This is a genomic window from Achromobacter sp. 1011791174 (assembly GCF_059760925.1).
Genome location: NZ_JCBANH010000026.1, coordinates 56,339 through 71,459 on the forward strand (window position 1 = coordinate 56,339; position 15,121 = coordinate 71,459).

12 protein-coding genes are annotated in these 15,121 nt (G+C 69.8%); 2 read left to right on the forward strand and 10 right to left on the reverse strand.

What is annotated here, in order from left to right:
- Position 1: 1 nt before the first annotated feature.
- From AC6LJ5_RS12020 to AC6LJ5_RS12055, 8 genes are all read right to left on the reverse strand, one after another.
- Complete coding sequence (locus tag AC6LJ5_RS12020; protein WP_498140577.1) at positions 2-2,032, reverse strand: FUSC family protein; 2,031 nt, start codon at positions 2,030-2,032, stop codon at positions 2-4.
- On the reverse strand, positions 2,013-3,062 hold the full coding sequence (gene mdtN, locus AC6LJ5_RS12025; protein WP_498140578.1) for a multidrug transporter subunit MdtN: 1,050 nt from the start codon (positions 3,060-3,062) through the stop codon (positions 2,013-2,015). The genes AC6LJ5_RS12020 and mdtN overlap by 20 nt, the downstream gene beginning before the upstream one ends.
- A 4-nt stretch (positions 3,063-3,066) precedes the next feature.
- A complete protein-coding gene (locus tag AC6LJ5_RS12030; RefSeq protein ID WP_103271916.1) occupies positions 3,067-3,345 on the reverse strand; it encodes a hypothetical protein in 279 nt (92 codons plus the stop codon).
- Between the two features lie 175 nt (positions 3,346-3,520).
- Positions 3,521-5,533, reverse strand: coding sequence for an acetyl/propionyl/methylcrotonyl-CoA carboxylase subunit alpha (locus AC6LJ5_RS12035; protein WP_498140579.1), 2,013 nt, complete (start codon positions 5,531-5,533; stop codon positions 3,521-3,523).
- Positions 5,534-5,588: 55 nt separating this feature from the next.
- Positions 5,589-7,196: a carboxyl transferase domain-containing protein gene (locus AC6LJ5_RS12040; protein ID WP_103271918.1), complete on the reverse strand. Its 1,608-nt coding sequence runs from the start codon at positions 7,194-7,196 to the stop codon at positions 5,589-5,591.
- Positions 7,197-7,419: 223 nt separating this feature from the next.
- Entirely contained in the window at positions 7,420-8,601 is a 1,182-nt protein-coding gene (locus AC6LJ5_RS12045; protein WP_103271919.1) for an acetyl-CoA C-acetyltransferase, read from the reverse strand.
- A gap of 23 nt (positions 8,602-8,624) precedes the next feature.
- Positions 8,625-10,556, reverse strand: a complete 1,932-nt coding sequence (gene aceK / locus AC6LJ5_RS12050) for a bifunctional isocitrate dehydrogenase kinase/phosphatase (RefSeq protein WP_103271920.1) — start codon at positions 10,554-10,556, stop codon at positions 8,625-8,627.
- A gap of 25 nt (positions 10,557-10,581) precedes the next feature.
- Positions 10,582-11,760, reverse strand: coding sequence for an isovaleryl-CoA dehydrogenase (locus AC6LJ5_RS12055; protein ID WP_103271921.1), 1,179 nt, complete (start codon positions 11,758-11,760; stop codon positions 10,582-10,584).
- A 245-nt stretch (positions 11,761-12,005) separates the two neighbouring features.
- Here AC6LJ5_RS12055 and AC6LJ5_RS12060 point away from each other — a divergent pair, with 245 nt between their 5' ends.
- Both AC6LJ5_RS12060 and AC6LJ5_RS12065 read left to right on the forward strand, forming a co-directional pair.
- Entirely contained in the window at positions 12,006-13,184 is a 1,179-nt protein-coding gene (locus AC6LJ5_RS12060) for a M20 aminoacylase family protein (RefSeq protein WP_498140580.1), read from the forward strand.
- A gap of 162 nt (positions 13,185-13,346) precedes the next feature.
- Positions 13,347-14,318: a Bug family tripartite tricarboxylate transporter substrate binding protein gene (locus AC6LJ5_RS12065; protein WP_498140581.1), complete on the forward strand. Its 972-nt coding sequence runs from the start codon at positions 13,347-13,349 to the stop codon at positions 14,316-14,318.
- Between the two features lie 64 nt (positions 14,319-14,382).
- Here AC6LJ5_RS12065 and AC6LJ5_RS12070 read toward each other — a convergent pair whose 3' ends face one another.
- Positions 14,383-14,715: a YnfA family protein gene (locus AC6LJ5_RS12070; protein ID WP_498140582.1), complete on the reverse strand. Its 333-nt coding sequence runs from the start codon at positions 14,713-14,715 to the stop codon at positions 14,383-14,385.
- A 7-nt stretch (positions 14,716-14,722) separates the two neighbouring features.
- Positions 14,723-15,103 (reverse strand): MerR family transcriptional regulator, encoded by a 381-nt coding sequence (locus AC6LJ5_RS12075; protein ID WP_392410396.1) that lies wholly within the window; start codon positions 15,101-15,103, stop codon positions 14,723-14,725.
- Positions 15,104-15,121 lie beyond the last annotated feature (18 nt).

Here is a 15,121-nt window from a genome sequence, read left to right on the forward strand (position 1 = left end):
CTTAGGCAGGGGCATGGGCCGGGGCTTCCTGGGTGGGTTCGGTGGACGGGCCGGCGACGGCGCGCGCGGCCCGGGCGTCCATCAGCTGAAGCAAGGCGGGCAGCGCCGCGTCGCCCCGCGCGGCCGGCAGGGGGGGCGATGGCGGACTGGCCAGGCCCGCGCCGTCGATCCGCGCCAGCAGCGCGGCATCGCCTGGCGCGCGGCCGGCGGCCAGGACCAGCGGCGCGGCCGTGGCGGACAGCGCCGCCAGTGTGTCGCGGCGGGCATCCTGCCAGGCTTGCGGCGGTCGCAGCCATGCGGGTTCATAGGCGGTCAGCGAGAGCTGTCGCTGCGCGTCGCGGCCGGCGGCCAGCGCTTCGGCGGCCAGGGCGCAATGGCGCGCCGCGCCGCCGGCCGCGCCCGCGCGCCATTGCGCGCGCAGGGCCGTCATGGCGCGGTCGACGCTGGCGGCGATGCTGACCGGCCAGACGCGCGTGAAGATCAGGTAGACCACCACGTTGCCCAGCAGGATGCCAATGGTCCGGTCGCGGGCGATGGTCAGGTCGAAGCCCGGGCCGGCGCCCTGGATGACGCACAGGAAGAAGGCGAAGGCGATCTGGAAGCCGGCGTAGGCGATGGCCGGCGGGCCCACCGCGATCCAGGCCGACAGCGCGGCGGCGATGGACACCAGCGCCAGCAGCGAGGCGATGGAGTCCATGTGCGGCACGATGAACACGATGGCGGCCGTGCCCGCCAGCGCGCCGATCACGCAGCCGGCCAGGCGCAGGCGCAGCTTCTGCACGGTCTCGCCGGCGCTGCCCAGCGACACGATGTAGCAGGTGATGACGCAGGTGTGGATGCCGGGCCAGTCGAGCAGCGTGTACAGCAGGTAGCAGAACATCGCCGCGCCGGTGGTCTTGAGCGCGTAGGCGATGTGTTCGGGATTGGTGCCGGCGTCGGGCAGGAAGAAGCCGCCGCGCTTGGGCGCGGTCGGCGCGGTGGACGCATCCGTGGAGGGCGAGCCGGCGGCGGGCGACCCCGCGGCAGACGCGTCGGAGACGCCGGTTGCTCCAGCGGGCGCATCCGGCGATTCCGCGTAGCGCATGATGGCGTCGTGCATTTCATCGAGGGCGGCGCGCGCGGCCGGGGGCAGCGTGACCGACGGCAACGCCAGGTCGATCTCGACGGGATAGCCGCCCTGTTCGTGCATGGCCGCCATGTCCGCCAGCGTGCCGGCCAATGACCGCGCCAGCGCGTCGGGCAGGCCGGTGCCGGCCTCGCCGCGCAGCACATCCACGGCGCCCAGAATGGCGATGCTGGAGACGGCGGCCTGGCGCAGCGCGGCCACGTCGGCGCGGCTTGAACTGCCTTCCAGCGCGGACAGCTTCAGCCAGGTCAGGATCTGCTTGTTGCCTTCGCGCAAGGTCAGGGCGAAGGCGGGGGTGCTGTCCGCACTGCCGCTCAGCCGTTCGGCAGCGAGCCTCAGCCGGCGCGCCAGCCGATCACAGGTGAGGCGTCGTGGCGAAGGCGCCAGCAGCAGGCCGGCGACGATGGCCGCAGCGGCCGGGATGGCCACCAGCAGCCACGCATACAGCAGCATGCGGGTGCTGGCCTCGCCGATCGGCACGCGGCCCATCTGGTCCAGCCCGAAGCCGACAATCATCGCCAGGATGGCGCCGATGGGCCGCAGCTTGCTGGCCGAGGCCAGGAACAGGAAGCCCGCCGACAGCAGCGCCATGGCCGAGACGCGCAGGATGGGATAGTCGATGCTGGCGGTGGTCACCAGCAGGATCACGCCCAGGATCACCGAGACCAGCAGCAGCATCATGGCGGGCAGGATGGCGCTGAGCACGCGGTCCGGGCGGATCAGGAAGAAGGCGATGTAGACCGACAGCGCCGCTTCCGGCGTGCCGTAGGCGCTGGCGACCAGCGCGGTCAGCGCGCAGATGACGGTCAGGCGCAGCGTCATCTCGCCGCGTCCGGGGAACGGCGCCAGCAGCCGCGCCAGATCGCCCGGGCGCGGGAAGCCGGGCCTAGCGGCAGGCCGGTCCATGGCGGATCTCGACCACGGCGCTGGCACCCATGCGCACCAGCTGCGCCGGCGGTTCCTCGAGTTCGACGCGGACCGGGAAGCGCTGCGCCACCCGCACCCAGTTCACCGAGCGCTGCACCAGCGGCAGCGAATGCGGCAGGTTGACGCGGTCGCCGTCGAGCACGCCGGCGCCGATGCCCACGACCTTGCCGCGCATGGCCTGCCCTCGGTCGATCATGGAGTAGACCGTGGCGCAGTCGCCGATGGCGATCTGCGCCAGATCGGTTTCGCGGAAGTTGGCGACGGCGAACCATTCATCCGACGCCACCAGCGTGAACAGGGACTGGCTGGGCGCGACGGTCTCGCCGGTCAGCACCGACAGCCCGGTCACGTAGCCATCGTGGGGGGCGCGCACCACGGTTTGTTCCAGCGAGTGGCGGGCGCGCGCCAGGGCGGCCTCGCGGGCCTGCACGGCGGCCTGCGCCTCGGCCTCGTCGCCGATGGTGCTGGCGGCCGCCGCCTGCTGTTGCTGGGCCTGTTTCAGCGATACCTCGGCGTCGCGCAGCGTGATTTGGGACTGGTCGTATTGCTGCGTCGGGATGTAGCCCTGCGCCGCCAGCGGCGCCAGCCGCTTGACGGTGCGCGCGGCCAATGCGTGGTTGGCCTCGGCGCGGCGCAGCTGTTCGTCGGCGATGGCGGAATTGGCGCGTTCCGAGATCAGCATGCGGCGGCGCGATTCCAGCGAGGCGCGCGCCATGGCGAGGTCGGCCTCGGCCTGCTGCACGGTCAGGCGGTAGGGTTCGGGGTCGATCTCCAGCAGCACATCGCCCTTGGCGACGCGCTGGTTCTCCTTGACCGGCAGGCCGACCAGGCGGCCACCGACGGGCGTGGCGATGTGGACCAGGTCGGCGTCGATGCCGGCGCTGTCGGTGGCGGGGTAGTTCGCGCTGCGGTGCCAGGCGTAGGCCAGGGCGGCCACGCCCAGCGCGATGATGGCCAGCGCGATCAGGCGGCCGAGGGCGGGAGTCTTGCGCGTGCCGGCGAGTTTCATGGGGTCACCTCGTCGCCAGCGTCCAGAACAGGACGGCCACGACCATGCCGATGGCGCAGCACACGGACAGTTGCAGGGGCAGCTTGCCGTTCCAGGCCTTGGCCACGAACAGCCGGTGCGCGACCAGGGCCGCGACGATGCCGATCAGGCCCGCCAGCAGCCAGCGGGGAAAGTAGGCGCCGAAGATCACATAGGACGGCGCGCCGCCGGGGCCGCAGCCTTGCAGGACCAGGAGCGCCGCCGTGACGGCGGCGGCTCGGAAAAGAGGCAGTGATTTCGGCATGGCGTGTTGGCCGGATCGCCTGTGTCGGACTACAGCTGACCAGAGTATCACCGCCATGCCGCGTCGCGCTCCGGAGTTACCCCAGCCTTGACATTTATTGTCGCGGAGTCCCGCCAGCGCGCGGGCAAGCGGCGCGGCGCGGCGGCCACATGGCCCGCTCGCCACGCCGCCTGGACTACTCTATCGCCACCAGCTCCGCGCCTTCCGTGACCTGGTCGCCGATGGCGTAGAACACCTCGGCGACCTTGCCGTCGGCCGGCGCCGAGATGGTGTGCTCCATCTTCATGGCTTCCATGACCAGCAGCGGCTGGCCCTTCTCGACCGTGTCGCCGGCCTTGACGGCGATGGAGATGATCTTGCCCGGCATGGGCGCGGTCAGGCCGCCGCCGTGCTCGCCCTGCGTGTCCTGCGAGTGCGCCAGCGGATCGTACAGCTCCAGCGCGTGCGAACCGGCGTCGGTGAAGACGTAGGCGCGGTCGGCGTGCAGCGCCACGGTGCCGGCGCTTTCATGGCCGCCCAGCGTGACGCGCAGGGCAAAGGCGCCGCCGGCGTTGGCCTGCGCGCGCCACAGGAACGGTTGCGGGCCGTCGCCGGCATCCAGGGTCCAGTCCTTGCCGTGGCGGGCGATGGCGACGCGGCGCGTTTCGCCGTTGTCCACCCATTGCAGCTCGCGGCGGTACTGGCCGCCCAGGCGCCAGCCGTCGCGCGCGTCCCAGGGATCGGCCGAGGCCTGCGCGGCCGCGCCGGGCTGGGCCAGGCCCTGGCGCGCCAGCACGGCGGCGCTGGCCAGCGCCAGCGCGTCGGCGCCGGCCGGTCGCGGCGCGGGCAGCAGGGTGTCGCGCTGGCGCTCGATCAGGCCGGTGTCCAGGTCGGCGGCGGCGAAGGCGCTGTCGCGCATCAGGCGCGACAGGAAGGCGACGTTGGTCTGCACGCCCACGGCCTGCGTCTGCGCCAGCGCCTGCAGCATGCGGGCGCGGGCCTGGTCGCGGTCGGCGCCGCGCACGATCAGCTTGGCGATCATGGGGTCGTAGAACGGCGTGATGGTGTCGCCCATGCGCACGCCGCCGTCCACGCGGATGTCGCCGTTGGCGAAGGCGGTGTGCGCGGGCAGGCCCAGGTAGGCCAGCGTGCCGATGGACGGCAGGAAGCCCTTTTCGGGGTTCTCGGCGTAGATGCGGGCCTCGATGGCATGGCCCTCGATGCGCAGGTCTTCCTGGCGCGCCGGCAGCGGCTGGCCGGCGGCCACGCGCAGCTGCCATTCGACCAGGTCGTGGCCGGTGATCATCTCGGTGACCGGATGCTCGACCTGCAGGCGCGTGTTCATTTCCATGAAGTAGAAGCGGCCGTCGGGCTCGGCGATGAATTCCACCGTGCCGGCGCCCACGTAGCCGACGGCGCGCGCGGCGGCCACGGCGGCCTCGCCCATGGCGCGGCGGCGTTCTTCGGTCATGCCGGGCGCGGGCGCTTCCTCGATGACCTTCTGGTGGCGGCGTTGCACCGAGCAGTCGCGCTCGAACAGGTAGACGCAGTTGCCCTGCGTGTCGGCGAAGACCTGGATCTCGATGTGGCGCGGCTTCTGCAGGTAGCGTTCGATCAGCACGCGGTCGTCGCCGAAGCTGGAGGCGGCCTCGCGCTGGCAGGAAGCCAGCGCGTCGAGGAAGGCGCCGGACGATTCGACCACGCGCATGCCCTTGCCGCCGCCGCCGGCGCTGGCCTTGATCAGCACCGGATAGCCGATGGCGTCGGCCTGCGTCTTGAGGAACTGCGGGTCCTGATTGTCGCCGTGGTAGCCGGGCACAAGCGGCACGCCGGCTTTTTCCATCAGCGACTTGGCGGCGGACTTGCTGCCCATGGCGGCGATGGCCGAGGCCGGCGGACCGACGAAGGCGATGCCGGCGTCGGTGGCGGCCTGGGCGAAGGCTTCGTTTTCCGACAGGAAGCCGTAGCCGGGGTGGATGGCCTGCGCGCCGGTGTCGCGCGCGGCCTGCAGGATGGCGTCGGCGCGCAGGTAGCTGGCGCGCGGCTCGGGGCCGCCGATGTGCACGGCCACGTCGCAGGCGGCGACGTGGCGCGCGTTGGCGTCGGCATCGGAATACACCGCGACGGTGCGGATGCCCAGGCGGCGGGCGGTGGCGGCCACGCGGCAGGCGATTTCGCCGCGGTTGGCAATCAGCAAAGTATCGAACATGGAGTTCATCCAGGCGGGATTGTTCTGGGGCTACGCGAGGGGCGGCTGCGCCGCCCTACATCCGGAATACGCCGAAGCGCGTGTCTTCGATCGGGGCGTTGAGCGCGGCCGACAGCGCCAGGCCCAGCACGCGGCGCGTGTCGGCCGGGGCGATGATGCCGTCGTCCCACAGGCGCGCGGTGGCGTAGTACGGATGGCCTTCGCGCTCGTACTGCTCGCGGATGGGCGCCTTGAACGCGTCTTCCTCGGCCGCCGGCCAGTTGCCGCCGCGCGCCTCGATGCCGTCGCGCTTGACGGTGGCCAGCACGCTGGCGGCCTGCTCGCCGCCCATGACCGAGATGCGCGCGTTGGGCCACATGAACAGCATGCGCGGCGAATAGGCGCGGCCGCACATGCCGTAGTTGCCGGCGCCGAACGAGCCGCCGATCAGCACGGTGAACTTGGGCACGGCGGCGGTGGCCACGGCCGTCACCATCTTGGCGCCGTGACGCGCGATGCCTTCGTTCTCGTACTTGCGGCCGACCATGAAGCCGGTGATGTTCTGCAGGAACACCAGCGGGATCTTGCGCTGCGCGCACAGCTCGATGAAGTGCGCGCCCTTCTGCGCCGACTCCGAGAAGAGGATGCCGTTGTTGGCCACGATGCCCACCGGCATGCCCTGGATGTGGGCAAAGCCCGTGACCAGCGTGGGGCCGAAGCGGGCCTTGAACTCGTCGAATTCCGAGCCGTCGACGATGCGCGCGATGACCTCGCGCACGTCATAGGGCTTGCGGGTGTCGGCCGGGATGATGCCGTTCAGTTCGGACGGGTCGTAGCGCGGTTCGCGCACGGGCCGCAGCGCCAGCGGCTGCGGCTTTTGCAGGTTCAGCCGCGCGACGGCGTTGCGCGCCAGCTGCAGCGCGTGCATGTCGTTGGCGGCCAGGTGATCGACCACGCCGGACAGGCGCGTGTGCACGTCGCCGCCGCCCAGGTCTTCGGCGCTGACTTCCTCGCCGGTGGCGGCCTTCACCAGCGGCGGGCCGCCCAGGAAGATGGTGCCCTGGTTCTTGACGATGATGGACTCGTCGCTCATGGCGGGCACGTAGGCGCCGCCGGCGGTGCAGGACCCCATCACCACCGCGATCTGCGCGATGCCCTGGGCCGACAGGGTGGCCTGGTTGTAGAAGATGCGGCCGAAGTGGTCGCGGTCGGGGAAGACCTCGTCCTGGCGCGGCAGATTGGCGCCGCCGGAGTCGACCAGGTAGACGCAGGGCAGGCGGTTCTGCGCGGCGATCTCCTGCGCGCGCAGGTGCTTCTTGACCGTCATCGGGTAGTAAGTGCCGCCCTTGACCGTGGCGTCGTTGCACACGATCACGCATTCCGTGCCCGACACGCGGCCGATGCCGGTGATGACGCCGGCGCCCGGCGCCTCGCCTTCATACATGCCGTGCGCCGCCATCGGCGACAGTTCCAGGAAGGGGCTGCCCGGATCGATCAGCTGTTCGACGCGGTCGCGCGGCAGCAGCTTGCCGCGCGCCACGTGCTTGGCGCGCGCGGCCTCGTTGCCGCCCAGCGCGGTCCGCGCCAGCTGCTGGTTCAGGTCGTCCAGCTGCGCCTGCATGGCGCGGGCGTTGTCGGTGTAGTCCTGCGATCGCGTATTGATGCGGGATTCGATGATGGGCATGGGGTTCCACCCGTCCTGCTGGTTGGGATTTGAAGGCGCTCGGGGAGCGGTTTGTCTCGTCGCCCGGTGGTCCGGGCATGGTTGTCTGTGTCGCGCGGGGGTATGGCAAGGGACTGCGCGGATATCGTTGCGCCTCTGCGGGCCGTGGCGGCAGCAGGCGCAGCGGCATCCGTTTCCGCGGCGGGCGCGAAGCCCGTCCCGGAAAGCGGAGCGGGGTGCGGGATCAGACCATCTCGATGGCCATCGCCACGGCTTCGCCGCCGCCGATGCACAGCGTGGCCACGCCGCGCTTGCCGCCGGTCTTGCGCAGCGCGCCGACCAGGGTGGCCATCAGGCGGGCGCCCGAGGCGCCGATCGGGTGGCCCAGGGCGGTGGCGCCGCCGTGGACGTTGACCTTGTCATGCGGGAGCTTGAAGTCGGTCATGGCGGCCATGGTGACCACGGCGAAGGCTTCGTTGATCTCGTACAGGTCCACGTCCTCGGCCTTCCAGCCGGTCTTGGCGAACAGGTTCTTCAGCGCGCCCACGGGGGCGGTGGTGAACCAGTTCGGTTCCTGCGAGTGCTGGCTGTGGGCCACGATGCGGGCCAGCGGCTTGACGCCGAGTTTTTCGGCGGTGGACGCGCGCATCAGCACCATGGCGGCGGCGCCGTCGGAGATCGACGAGGAGTTGGCGGCGGTGACGGTGCCGTCCTTCTTGAAGGCGGGCTTCAGGGTGGGGATCTTTTCCGGCATGGCCTTGGTGGGGGCCTCGTCGGTGTCGATCACGGTGTCGCCCTTGCGGCCGGCCACGGTGACGGGGGCGATTTCCCACTTGAAGCTGCCGTCTTCCGAGGCGGCGCGGGCGCGGCGCAGCGATTCCAGCGAGAAGGCGTCCTGCTGCTCGCGGGTGAAGGAATACTTGGACGCGCAGTCCTCGGCGAACACGCCCATGGCCTTGCCCTTGTCGTAGGCGTCTTCCAGGCCGTCCAGCGCCATGTGGTCGTACACGGTGCTATGGCCGTAGCGGTAGCCCTGGCGGCCCTTGAGCATCAGGTAGGGGGCGTTGCTCATGCTTTCCTGGCCGCCGGCCACCACGATGGTGGCGCTGCCCGAGGCCAGCAGGTCGTGGCCGAACATCGCCGCCTTCAGGCCCGAGCCGCAGACCTTGTGGATGGTGGTGCAGGCCACGCCCAGCGGCAGGCCCGCGCCCAGCGCGGCCTGGCGGGCGGGCGCCTGGCCCTGGCCGGCCTGCAGCACGTTGCCCATGATGACTTCGTCGACCTGCTCGGGCTTGATGCCGGCGCGCTCGACGGCCGCCTTGATGGCGACCGAGCCGAGTTCGTGCGCGGCCAGGCCGGACAGGCTGCCCAGCATGCCGCCCATGGGCGTGCGGGCGACGGAAACGATAACGATGGGATCTGACATGGCTAGCTCCTGTGAGGTTCTGGTCAGCTCGGGGTTTGCGAGGCTGCGCCCGCCGCCGCGTGGGTGTCCGCGGCGTGTCGGGGGCGCAGTCGCCTGTCTGTATCGTAAGGGAAAAATTCCTCGATCCTGCCTTGCGCCACGTGCGCGCGGCAGGCCTGCCACCATTCCGGTTCGAGCAGTTCGGCGTGGTGGCGCATGAAGGCGGCGCGCACCCTTGCGTCGCCGAGTAGGAATCGTCCGAACTCCTCGGGGAACACGTCGTTCGGGCCGATGGCGTACCAGGGTTCCGACGACATTTCCGCCTCTTCGTTCGGGGCGGGCGGGATGCGGCGGAAATTCATTTCCGTCATGCGCTGGATTTCGTCGTAGTCATAGAACACGACGCGGCCCAGGCGCGTGACGCCGAAATTCTTGTACAGCATGTCGCCGGGGAAGATATTGGCCGCGGCCAGCTGCCGGATCGCGTCGCCGTACTCGCGCACCGCCGGCTCCAGCAGCGCGTCGGGCGCCTGCTGCAGGTACAGGTTCAGCGGCGTCATGCGGCGTTCGATGTAGACGTGGCGGATGACCACGGTGTCGGCGGTTTCCTCGATCAGCTCGGGCACCAGGCGGCGCAGCTCGTCCAGCAGGGCCGGCGCGAAGCGCGCGCGCGGCAGCGCCACCTGCGAGTATTCCCAGGTGTCGGCCATGCGGCCGACGCGGTCGTGCAGTTTCACCATCTGGTACTTGCGCCGCACGGTGGCGTGGTCCATGCCGTCCTTGTCGATGCGGTCCTTGATCAGCTTGAACACATAGGGATAGGACGGCAGCGTGAACACGCACATCACCATGCCCTTGATGCCGGGCGCGATGTCGAAGGCGTCGCGCGAATGCGCCAGATGGTGCAGGAAGTCGCGGTAGAACAGCGTCTTGCCCTGCTTCTGCAGCCCGATCATGGTGTACAGCTCGGCCTTGGGCTTGCGCGGCAGCAGCGTGGACAGGAAGTTGACCACGGCGGCCGGCGTTTCCATGTCCACCAGGAAATAGGCGCGCGTGAAGCTGAACAGCGTGCTCAGGTCGTCGGCGCCCAGCAGCAGCGCGTCCAGCGTCACCTGTCCGGCCGGGTTGCGCGTGAGCGCCACGGCGAAGGGGTAGACGGTGGTCTGGTTGATCAGCCGGCCTACGATGTAGGCGCCCTTGTTGCGGAAGAACAGCGAGCCCAGCGCATGGATCTGGCAATCGCTGGCGATGCGCCGGCCGACGTGGCGCGGCAGTTGCGCGCGCAGTTGCTTGACGGCGGCGCGGGCCAGCAGGCGCGTGTCGCGCGGCAGGTCCTCGAACGGCAGCGCCAGCCCGAAGTCGGCCACCATGCGGATCAGGCTTTTCTGCAGGCCGTCGGCCACCGGGTAATAGACCCGGTACGACGGCAGGCTGCTGTCCAGGTAGTCGGTGGCCACCGCCGGGCGCACGAACAGGAAATCGTTGTGGAAGTAGTCGCGGTGCAGGATGCGGCACGACACCGAGTTGAAGAAGGTCTCGGCGCACTCGGGCTGGCGGTGGTCCGCCAGCAGGCCGACGAATTCCTGCTTCACCTGCTGCCAGAACGCGGTCTGCGCATCGTCCAGCGCGGCGGACCTGCCGTCCGCGCCGCCGGCGCCGTTCGCGGTGGATTTGCCGTTGGCCGCGTCCGCGCCGTTCGGGCCCGTCGCGCCGCCGGGCCGGCCGCGCAGCGCGCCTTCGAGCTGCGCGGTGCATTCGCGCACGCGCATGTCGTAGTACTCGATGCGCTCGCGCGACAGGCGCTGGATGCCGTGCCAGTCGCCCGATTCATACAGCGACTTGGCGCGCTGCGCGCTGTAGCGGAACAGCGCGTAGTGGCGGTCGAAGCCGGCCAGGATGCGCTGGGCGACGTCGCGCGGCGAGGGCCCGGGAACGGGCGCCTGCTCGATGCGCTGGACGTCGGACATGCGGATCATGGCGGCACGCGGGCGGGGCGGTGGATCAGGCCGTTTCGGCGAACAGCTCGCGGCCGATCAGCATGCGGCGGATTTCGCTGGTGCCGGCGCCGATCTCGTAGAGCTTGGCGTCGCGCCACAGGCGGCCCACCGGGTATTCATTGATGTAGCCGTTGCCGCCCAGGATCTGCACGCCCTCGCCCGCCATCCAGGTGGCTTTCTCGGCCGTGTACAGGATCAACGCGGCGCAGTCCTTGCGCACCTGGCGCACGTGCTCGGCGCCCAGGCGGTCCAGGTTCTTGCCGACCTGGTAGCAGAACGCGCGGCTGGCCTGCAGCGTGGTGTACAGGTCGGCGACCTTGCCCTGGATCAGCTGGAATTCGCCGATGGCCTGGCCGAACTGCTTGCGGTCGTGGATATAGGGCACCACCACGTCCATCACGGCCTGCATGATGCCGACCGGGCCGCCGGACAGCACGGCGCGCTCGTAGTCCAGGCCGCTCATCAGCACCTTGACGCCGCCGTTGACCTGGCCCAGCACGTTTTCCTCGGGGATCTCGCAGTCCTGGAATACCAGCTCGCCGGTGTGGCTGCCGCGCATGCCCAGCTTGTCCAGCTTCTGCGCCACCGAGAAGCCCTTGAAACCCTTTTCCACCAGGAAGGCGGTGATGCCGCGCTGATGCGCCTCGGGATCGGTCTTGGCGTAGACCACCAGGGTGTCGGCGTCGGGGCCGTTGGTGATCCACATCTTGGTGCCGTTGAGCACGTAGCGGTCGCCCTTCTTGTCGGCGCGCAGCTTCATGCTGACCACGTCGGAGCCGGCGCCCGGCTCGCTCATCGCCAGCGCGCCGACGTGCTCGCCGGAAATCAGCTTGGGCAGGTACTTGGCTTTCTGCGCGGCGGTGCCGTTGCGGTTGATCTGGTTCACGCACAGATTGGAGTGCGCGCCGTAGGACAGGCCGATCGAGGCGCTGGCGCGGGAGATTTCCTCCATCGCCACCATGTGGGCCAGGTAGCCCATGTTGGCGCCGCCGTATTCCTCGCCGACGGTCATGCCCAGCACGCCCAGGTCCCCGAACTTGCGCCACAGATCCATCGGGAACTGGTCGCTGCGGTCGACTTCGGCGGCGCGCGGGGCGATCTCGGCGGCCGCGAAAGTGCGCACCGCATCGCGCAGCATATCCAGGTCTTCGCCCAGGTCGAAGTTCAGTCCGGGAAGATTCATCGATGTCTCCGTGATAGTAGGTACTTACATGTTCTTGTAGGCGCCAACTACCGCGCCAGATCCGTCGCGTGCTCGCATCATGCGCCGAACCGTCGTCGCCGCGCAATGATGCACCGCAAATATTACGTTTACGTAAACGTAAATTAGATTGGGGTTTTCCCTAGGCAAATGATTGTGTGCCGGTCACGGTGTCTGAGTATTATCGGGCTCCTGTTTTATTTCGAAACATTGCAACGGAGTTGGCGGTGCCCGAACTATCGAACCTGGAAGACATCGTGGCGCTGCGGCGCGATCTGCACGCCCATCCGGAGCTGTGCTACGAAGAGCACCGCACCGCCCAGGTGGTGGCCGACACGCTGCGCGGCTGGGGCATCGAGGTCCATACCGGCATCGCCAAGACCGGCGTGGTCGGCGTGCTGCGCCAGGGCACGTCGGACCGCGCCATCATGCTGCGCGCCGACATGGACGCCCTGCCGATGCAGGAGGAAAACCAGTTCGAACACCGTTCGCGCCATGACGGCAAGATGCACGGCTGCGGCCATGACGGCCACACCGCCATGCTGTTGGCCGCGGCCCGCCACCTGCAGCAGCACGGCGGCTTCGACGGCACGGTGTACCTGTGCTTCCAGCCGGCCGAGGAAGGCGGCGCCGGCGCCCGCGCCATGATCCAGGACGGGCTGTTCGAGCGCTTCCCCTGCGAGGCCGTGTTCGGCATGCACAACTGGCCGGGCATGGAAGCCGGCACGTTCGGCGTCTGCGCCGGTCCCATGATGGCGGCGGCCAACGGCTTCAAGATCACCGTGCGCGGCAAGGGCGGCCACGCGTCCGCGCCGCAGGACTGCGCCGACCCCGTGCCCGCGCTGTTCGCCATCGGCCAGGCGTTCCAGACCATCCTGACCCGCAGCAAGCGCCCGCTGGACGCGGCAGTGCTGTCCATCACGCAGGTGCAGGCCGGCGGCAGCGTGATCAACGTGATTCCCGACAGCGCCTGGCTGGGCGGTTCGGTGCGCGCCTACAGCGATGAAGTGGTCGGCCTGATCGAGCGCCGCATGCACGAGATCTCCGGCAGCATCGCCGCCGCGCACGGCTGCGAGGCCGAGGTCTATTTCCAGCGCCGCTACCCGGCGCTGGTGAACACCGAGGCCGAGACGGCGTTCTGCCTGGAGGTGGCGCGCGAAGTGGCCGGCGAAGGCCGCGCCCGGCTCATCGAGCCGGCCATGGCGTCCGAGGACTTCGCGTTCCTGCTGCAGGCCAAGCCCGGCTGCTACATATTCCTGGGCAACGGCGACGGCGATCACCGCCATGCCGGCCACGGCCTGGGCCCCTGCATGCTGCACAACGCCAGCTACGACTTCAACGACGCGCTGATCGCGCCGGGCGCGAGCTACTGGGTGCGGCTGGCGCAGCGCTATCTGGCGGCCTGATCCCGTTTCCGAATCCAGGGCGGCCGGCGCGAAGCGCGCGGGCCGCCCGACCGATGTCTTACCCCGCTTTTCCCTAGTCTTACCCGCAGGTTGTTCTACCCGGTCCGTCGACCGGCACACGCTTTACTTCAACGCAGTGCTACGCAACATCATCAGGAAGATATGAAAAAGAAGACATTGCTGATCAAGGCCGCGGGGGCGGCCCTGGCAATCATGGCAAGCGGCGCAATGGCCCAGGATTGGCCCACCAAGCCCGTCACGCTGGTCGTGCCCTACACCGCCGGCGGCAGCGCCGACGCGATCGGGCGCCGCCTGGGCGACGTGCTGCGCAAGGAATCGAACATCACCGTCATCGTCGAGAACAAGCCGGGCGCTGGCGCCTCGGTGGGCACCGACGTGGTGGCCCGGGCGCAGCCGGACGGCACCACCCTGCTGCTGGCCTCGACCAGCCCGCTGACGATCTACCCGCATCTGGCCAAGACCAACTACGACCCGCTGAAGGACCTGACGCCGCTGGCCAGCGTGGCCGTCGCTCCGGTCGCCATCGTCGCCACCAAGGCGCTGCCGGTGAAGGACTTCGCCGGCCTGATCGAATTCGCCAAGTCGCGTCCGGACGGCGTGCGCTACGGCACGCCGGGTCAGGGCACCGTGGCCCACATCGGCATGTCGGCGCTGACCGCGCAGACCGGCACCAAGATGCTGCACGTGCCGTATCGCGGCAACAGCCAGGCGCTGACCGACGGCCTGGGCGGCGTGGTCGAGCTGCTGGTGATCAACAGCGACGTGGTTCTGCCGCACGTGGCCAGCGGCGCGCTCAAGCCGCTGGCGGTGATGGCGCCGCAACGCCTGGCCGCCTGGCCGGACGTGCCCACCATGGCCGAACTGAAGCTGCCGCAGCTGCAGTACTACTCGAACTTCGGCGTGTTCGGCCCGGCCAAGCTGTCGCCGGCCGTGGTGCAGTCGGTGCAGGCCGCGCTGGCCAAGGCCACCGCCAGCGCCGACTTCAAGGACCTGCTGGCCAAGTCCTATCTGCAGCCGGGCACCGCCGCCGGCGATGCCTTCGTCAAGCAGGTGCAGGACGAGTACGCGAGCAACGCCCGCGTCATCAAGGAAGGTGGCATCAAGGCCGAGTGACGACCGGCGTTTCGCCAGGGGCTCCGCGCTGATCGCGGGCCCTGGCGATGCCGGCCCGCGCACGTTAGCCCGAACGCGGGCCGAACATGATCACCAGCATGCCGGCCAGGCAGAGTCCCGCGCCGATCCAGTCGCTGGCGACCGGGCGCACGCCGTCGGCCAGCCACAGCCACAGCAGCGCCATGCTGATGTACACGCCGCCATAGGCCGCGTAGACGCGGCCCGAGGCCTCGGGATGCAGCGTCAGCAACCAGGCGAACAGCGCCAGGCTGGCGGCGGCGGGCAGCAGCAGCCAGGCGGAATGGCCCTTGCGCAGCCACAGGTACGGCAGATAGCAGCCGATGATCTCGGCCAGCGCCGTCAGGACGAACAGCAGGAAGGTTTGCAGGACCGCCACGGCGCGTTCAGGACTTGTGCGCCAACAGGTCGCTGCATTGGCGTTCCTGTTCCGCGATCTCGCGCAGGGTGTCGTCGATGTCGCGCCGCTGCTGCTCCAGCATGGCGCGGTGCTGCGCGAGCACGCTCTGGTACTGGCGCAGCTGGACGTCGGTGTCGCCGGGGCCGTCGTACATGTCGATCAGGCTGCGGATTTCCGACAGTTGCAGGCCCAGCCGCTTGCCGCGCAGCGCCAGCTTCAACCGCGTGCGGTCACGCGGACCGAAGATGCGGTTGCGCCCCTCGCGCGCCGGGCTGACGATCCCCTGGTCTTCATAGAAGCGGATCGTGCGGGGCGTGACGTCGAACTCGCGGGCGAGTTCGGAGATGGTCCAGGTTGACGGGGACATGCGGCGGGTGGCGGGGGT

Bases quoted from the DNA above. Each gene is read 5' to 3' on its own strand.
- AC6LJ5_RS12065 (WP_498140581.1), top strand. From the start codon at position 13,347: ATGAAAAAGAAGACATTGCTGATCAAGGCCGCGGGGGCGGCCCTGGCA.
- mdtN (WP_498140578.1), bottom strand. From the start codon at position 3,062: ATGAAACTCGCCGGCACGCGCAAGACTCCCGCCCTCGGCCGCCTGATC.
- AC6LJ5_RS12030 (WP_103271916.1), bottom strand. From the start codon at position 3,345: ATGCCGAAATCACTGCCTCTTTTCCGAGCCGCCGCCGTCACGGCGGCG.
- AC6LJ5_RS12020 (WP_498140577.1), bottom strand. From the start codon at position 2,032: ATGGACCGGCCTGCCGCTAGGCCCGGCTTCCCGCGCCCGGGCGATCTG.
- AC6LJ5_RS12040 (WP_103271918.1), bottom strand. From the start codon at position 7,196: ATGCCCATCATCGAATCCCGCATCAATACGCGATCGCAGGACTACACC.
- AC6LJ5_RS12075 (WP_392410396.1), bottom strand. From the start codon at position 15,103: ATGTCCCCGTCAACCTGGACCATCTCCGAACTCGCCCGCGAGTTCGAC.
- AC6LJ5_RS12035 (WP_498140579.1), bottom strand. From the start codon at position 5,533: ATGTTCGATACTTTGCTGATTGCCAACCGCGGCGAAATCGCCTGCCGC.
- AC6LJ5_RS12045 (WP_103271919.1), bottom strand. From the start codon at position 8,601: ATGTCAGATCCCATCGTTATCGTTTCCGTCGCCCGCACGCCCATGGGC.
- AC6LJ5_RS12055 (WP_103271921.1), bottom strand. From the start codon at position 11,760: ATGAATCTTCCCGGACTGAACTTCGACCTGGGCGAAGACCTGGATATG.
- aceK (WP_103271920.1), bottom strand. From the start codon at position 10,556: ATGATCCGCATGTCCGACGTCCAGCGCATCGAGCAGGCGCCCGTTCCC.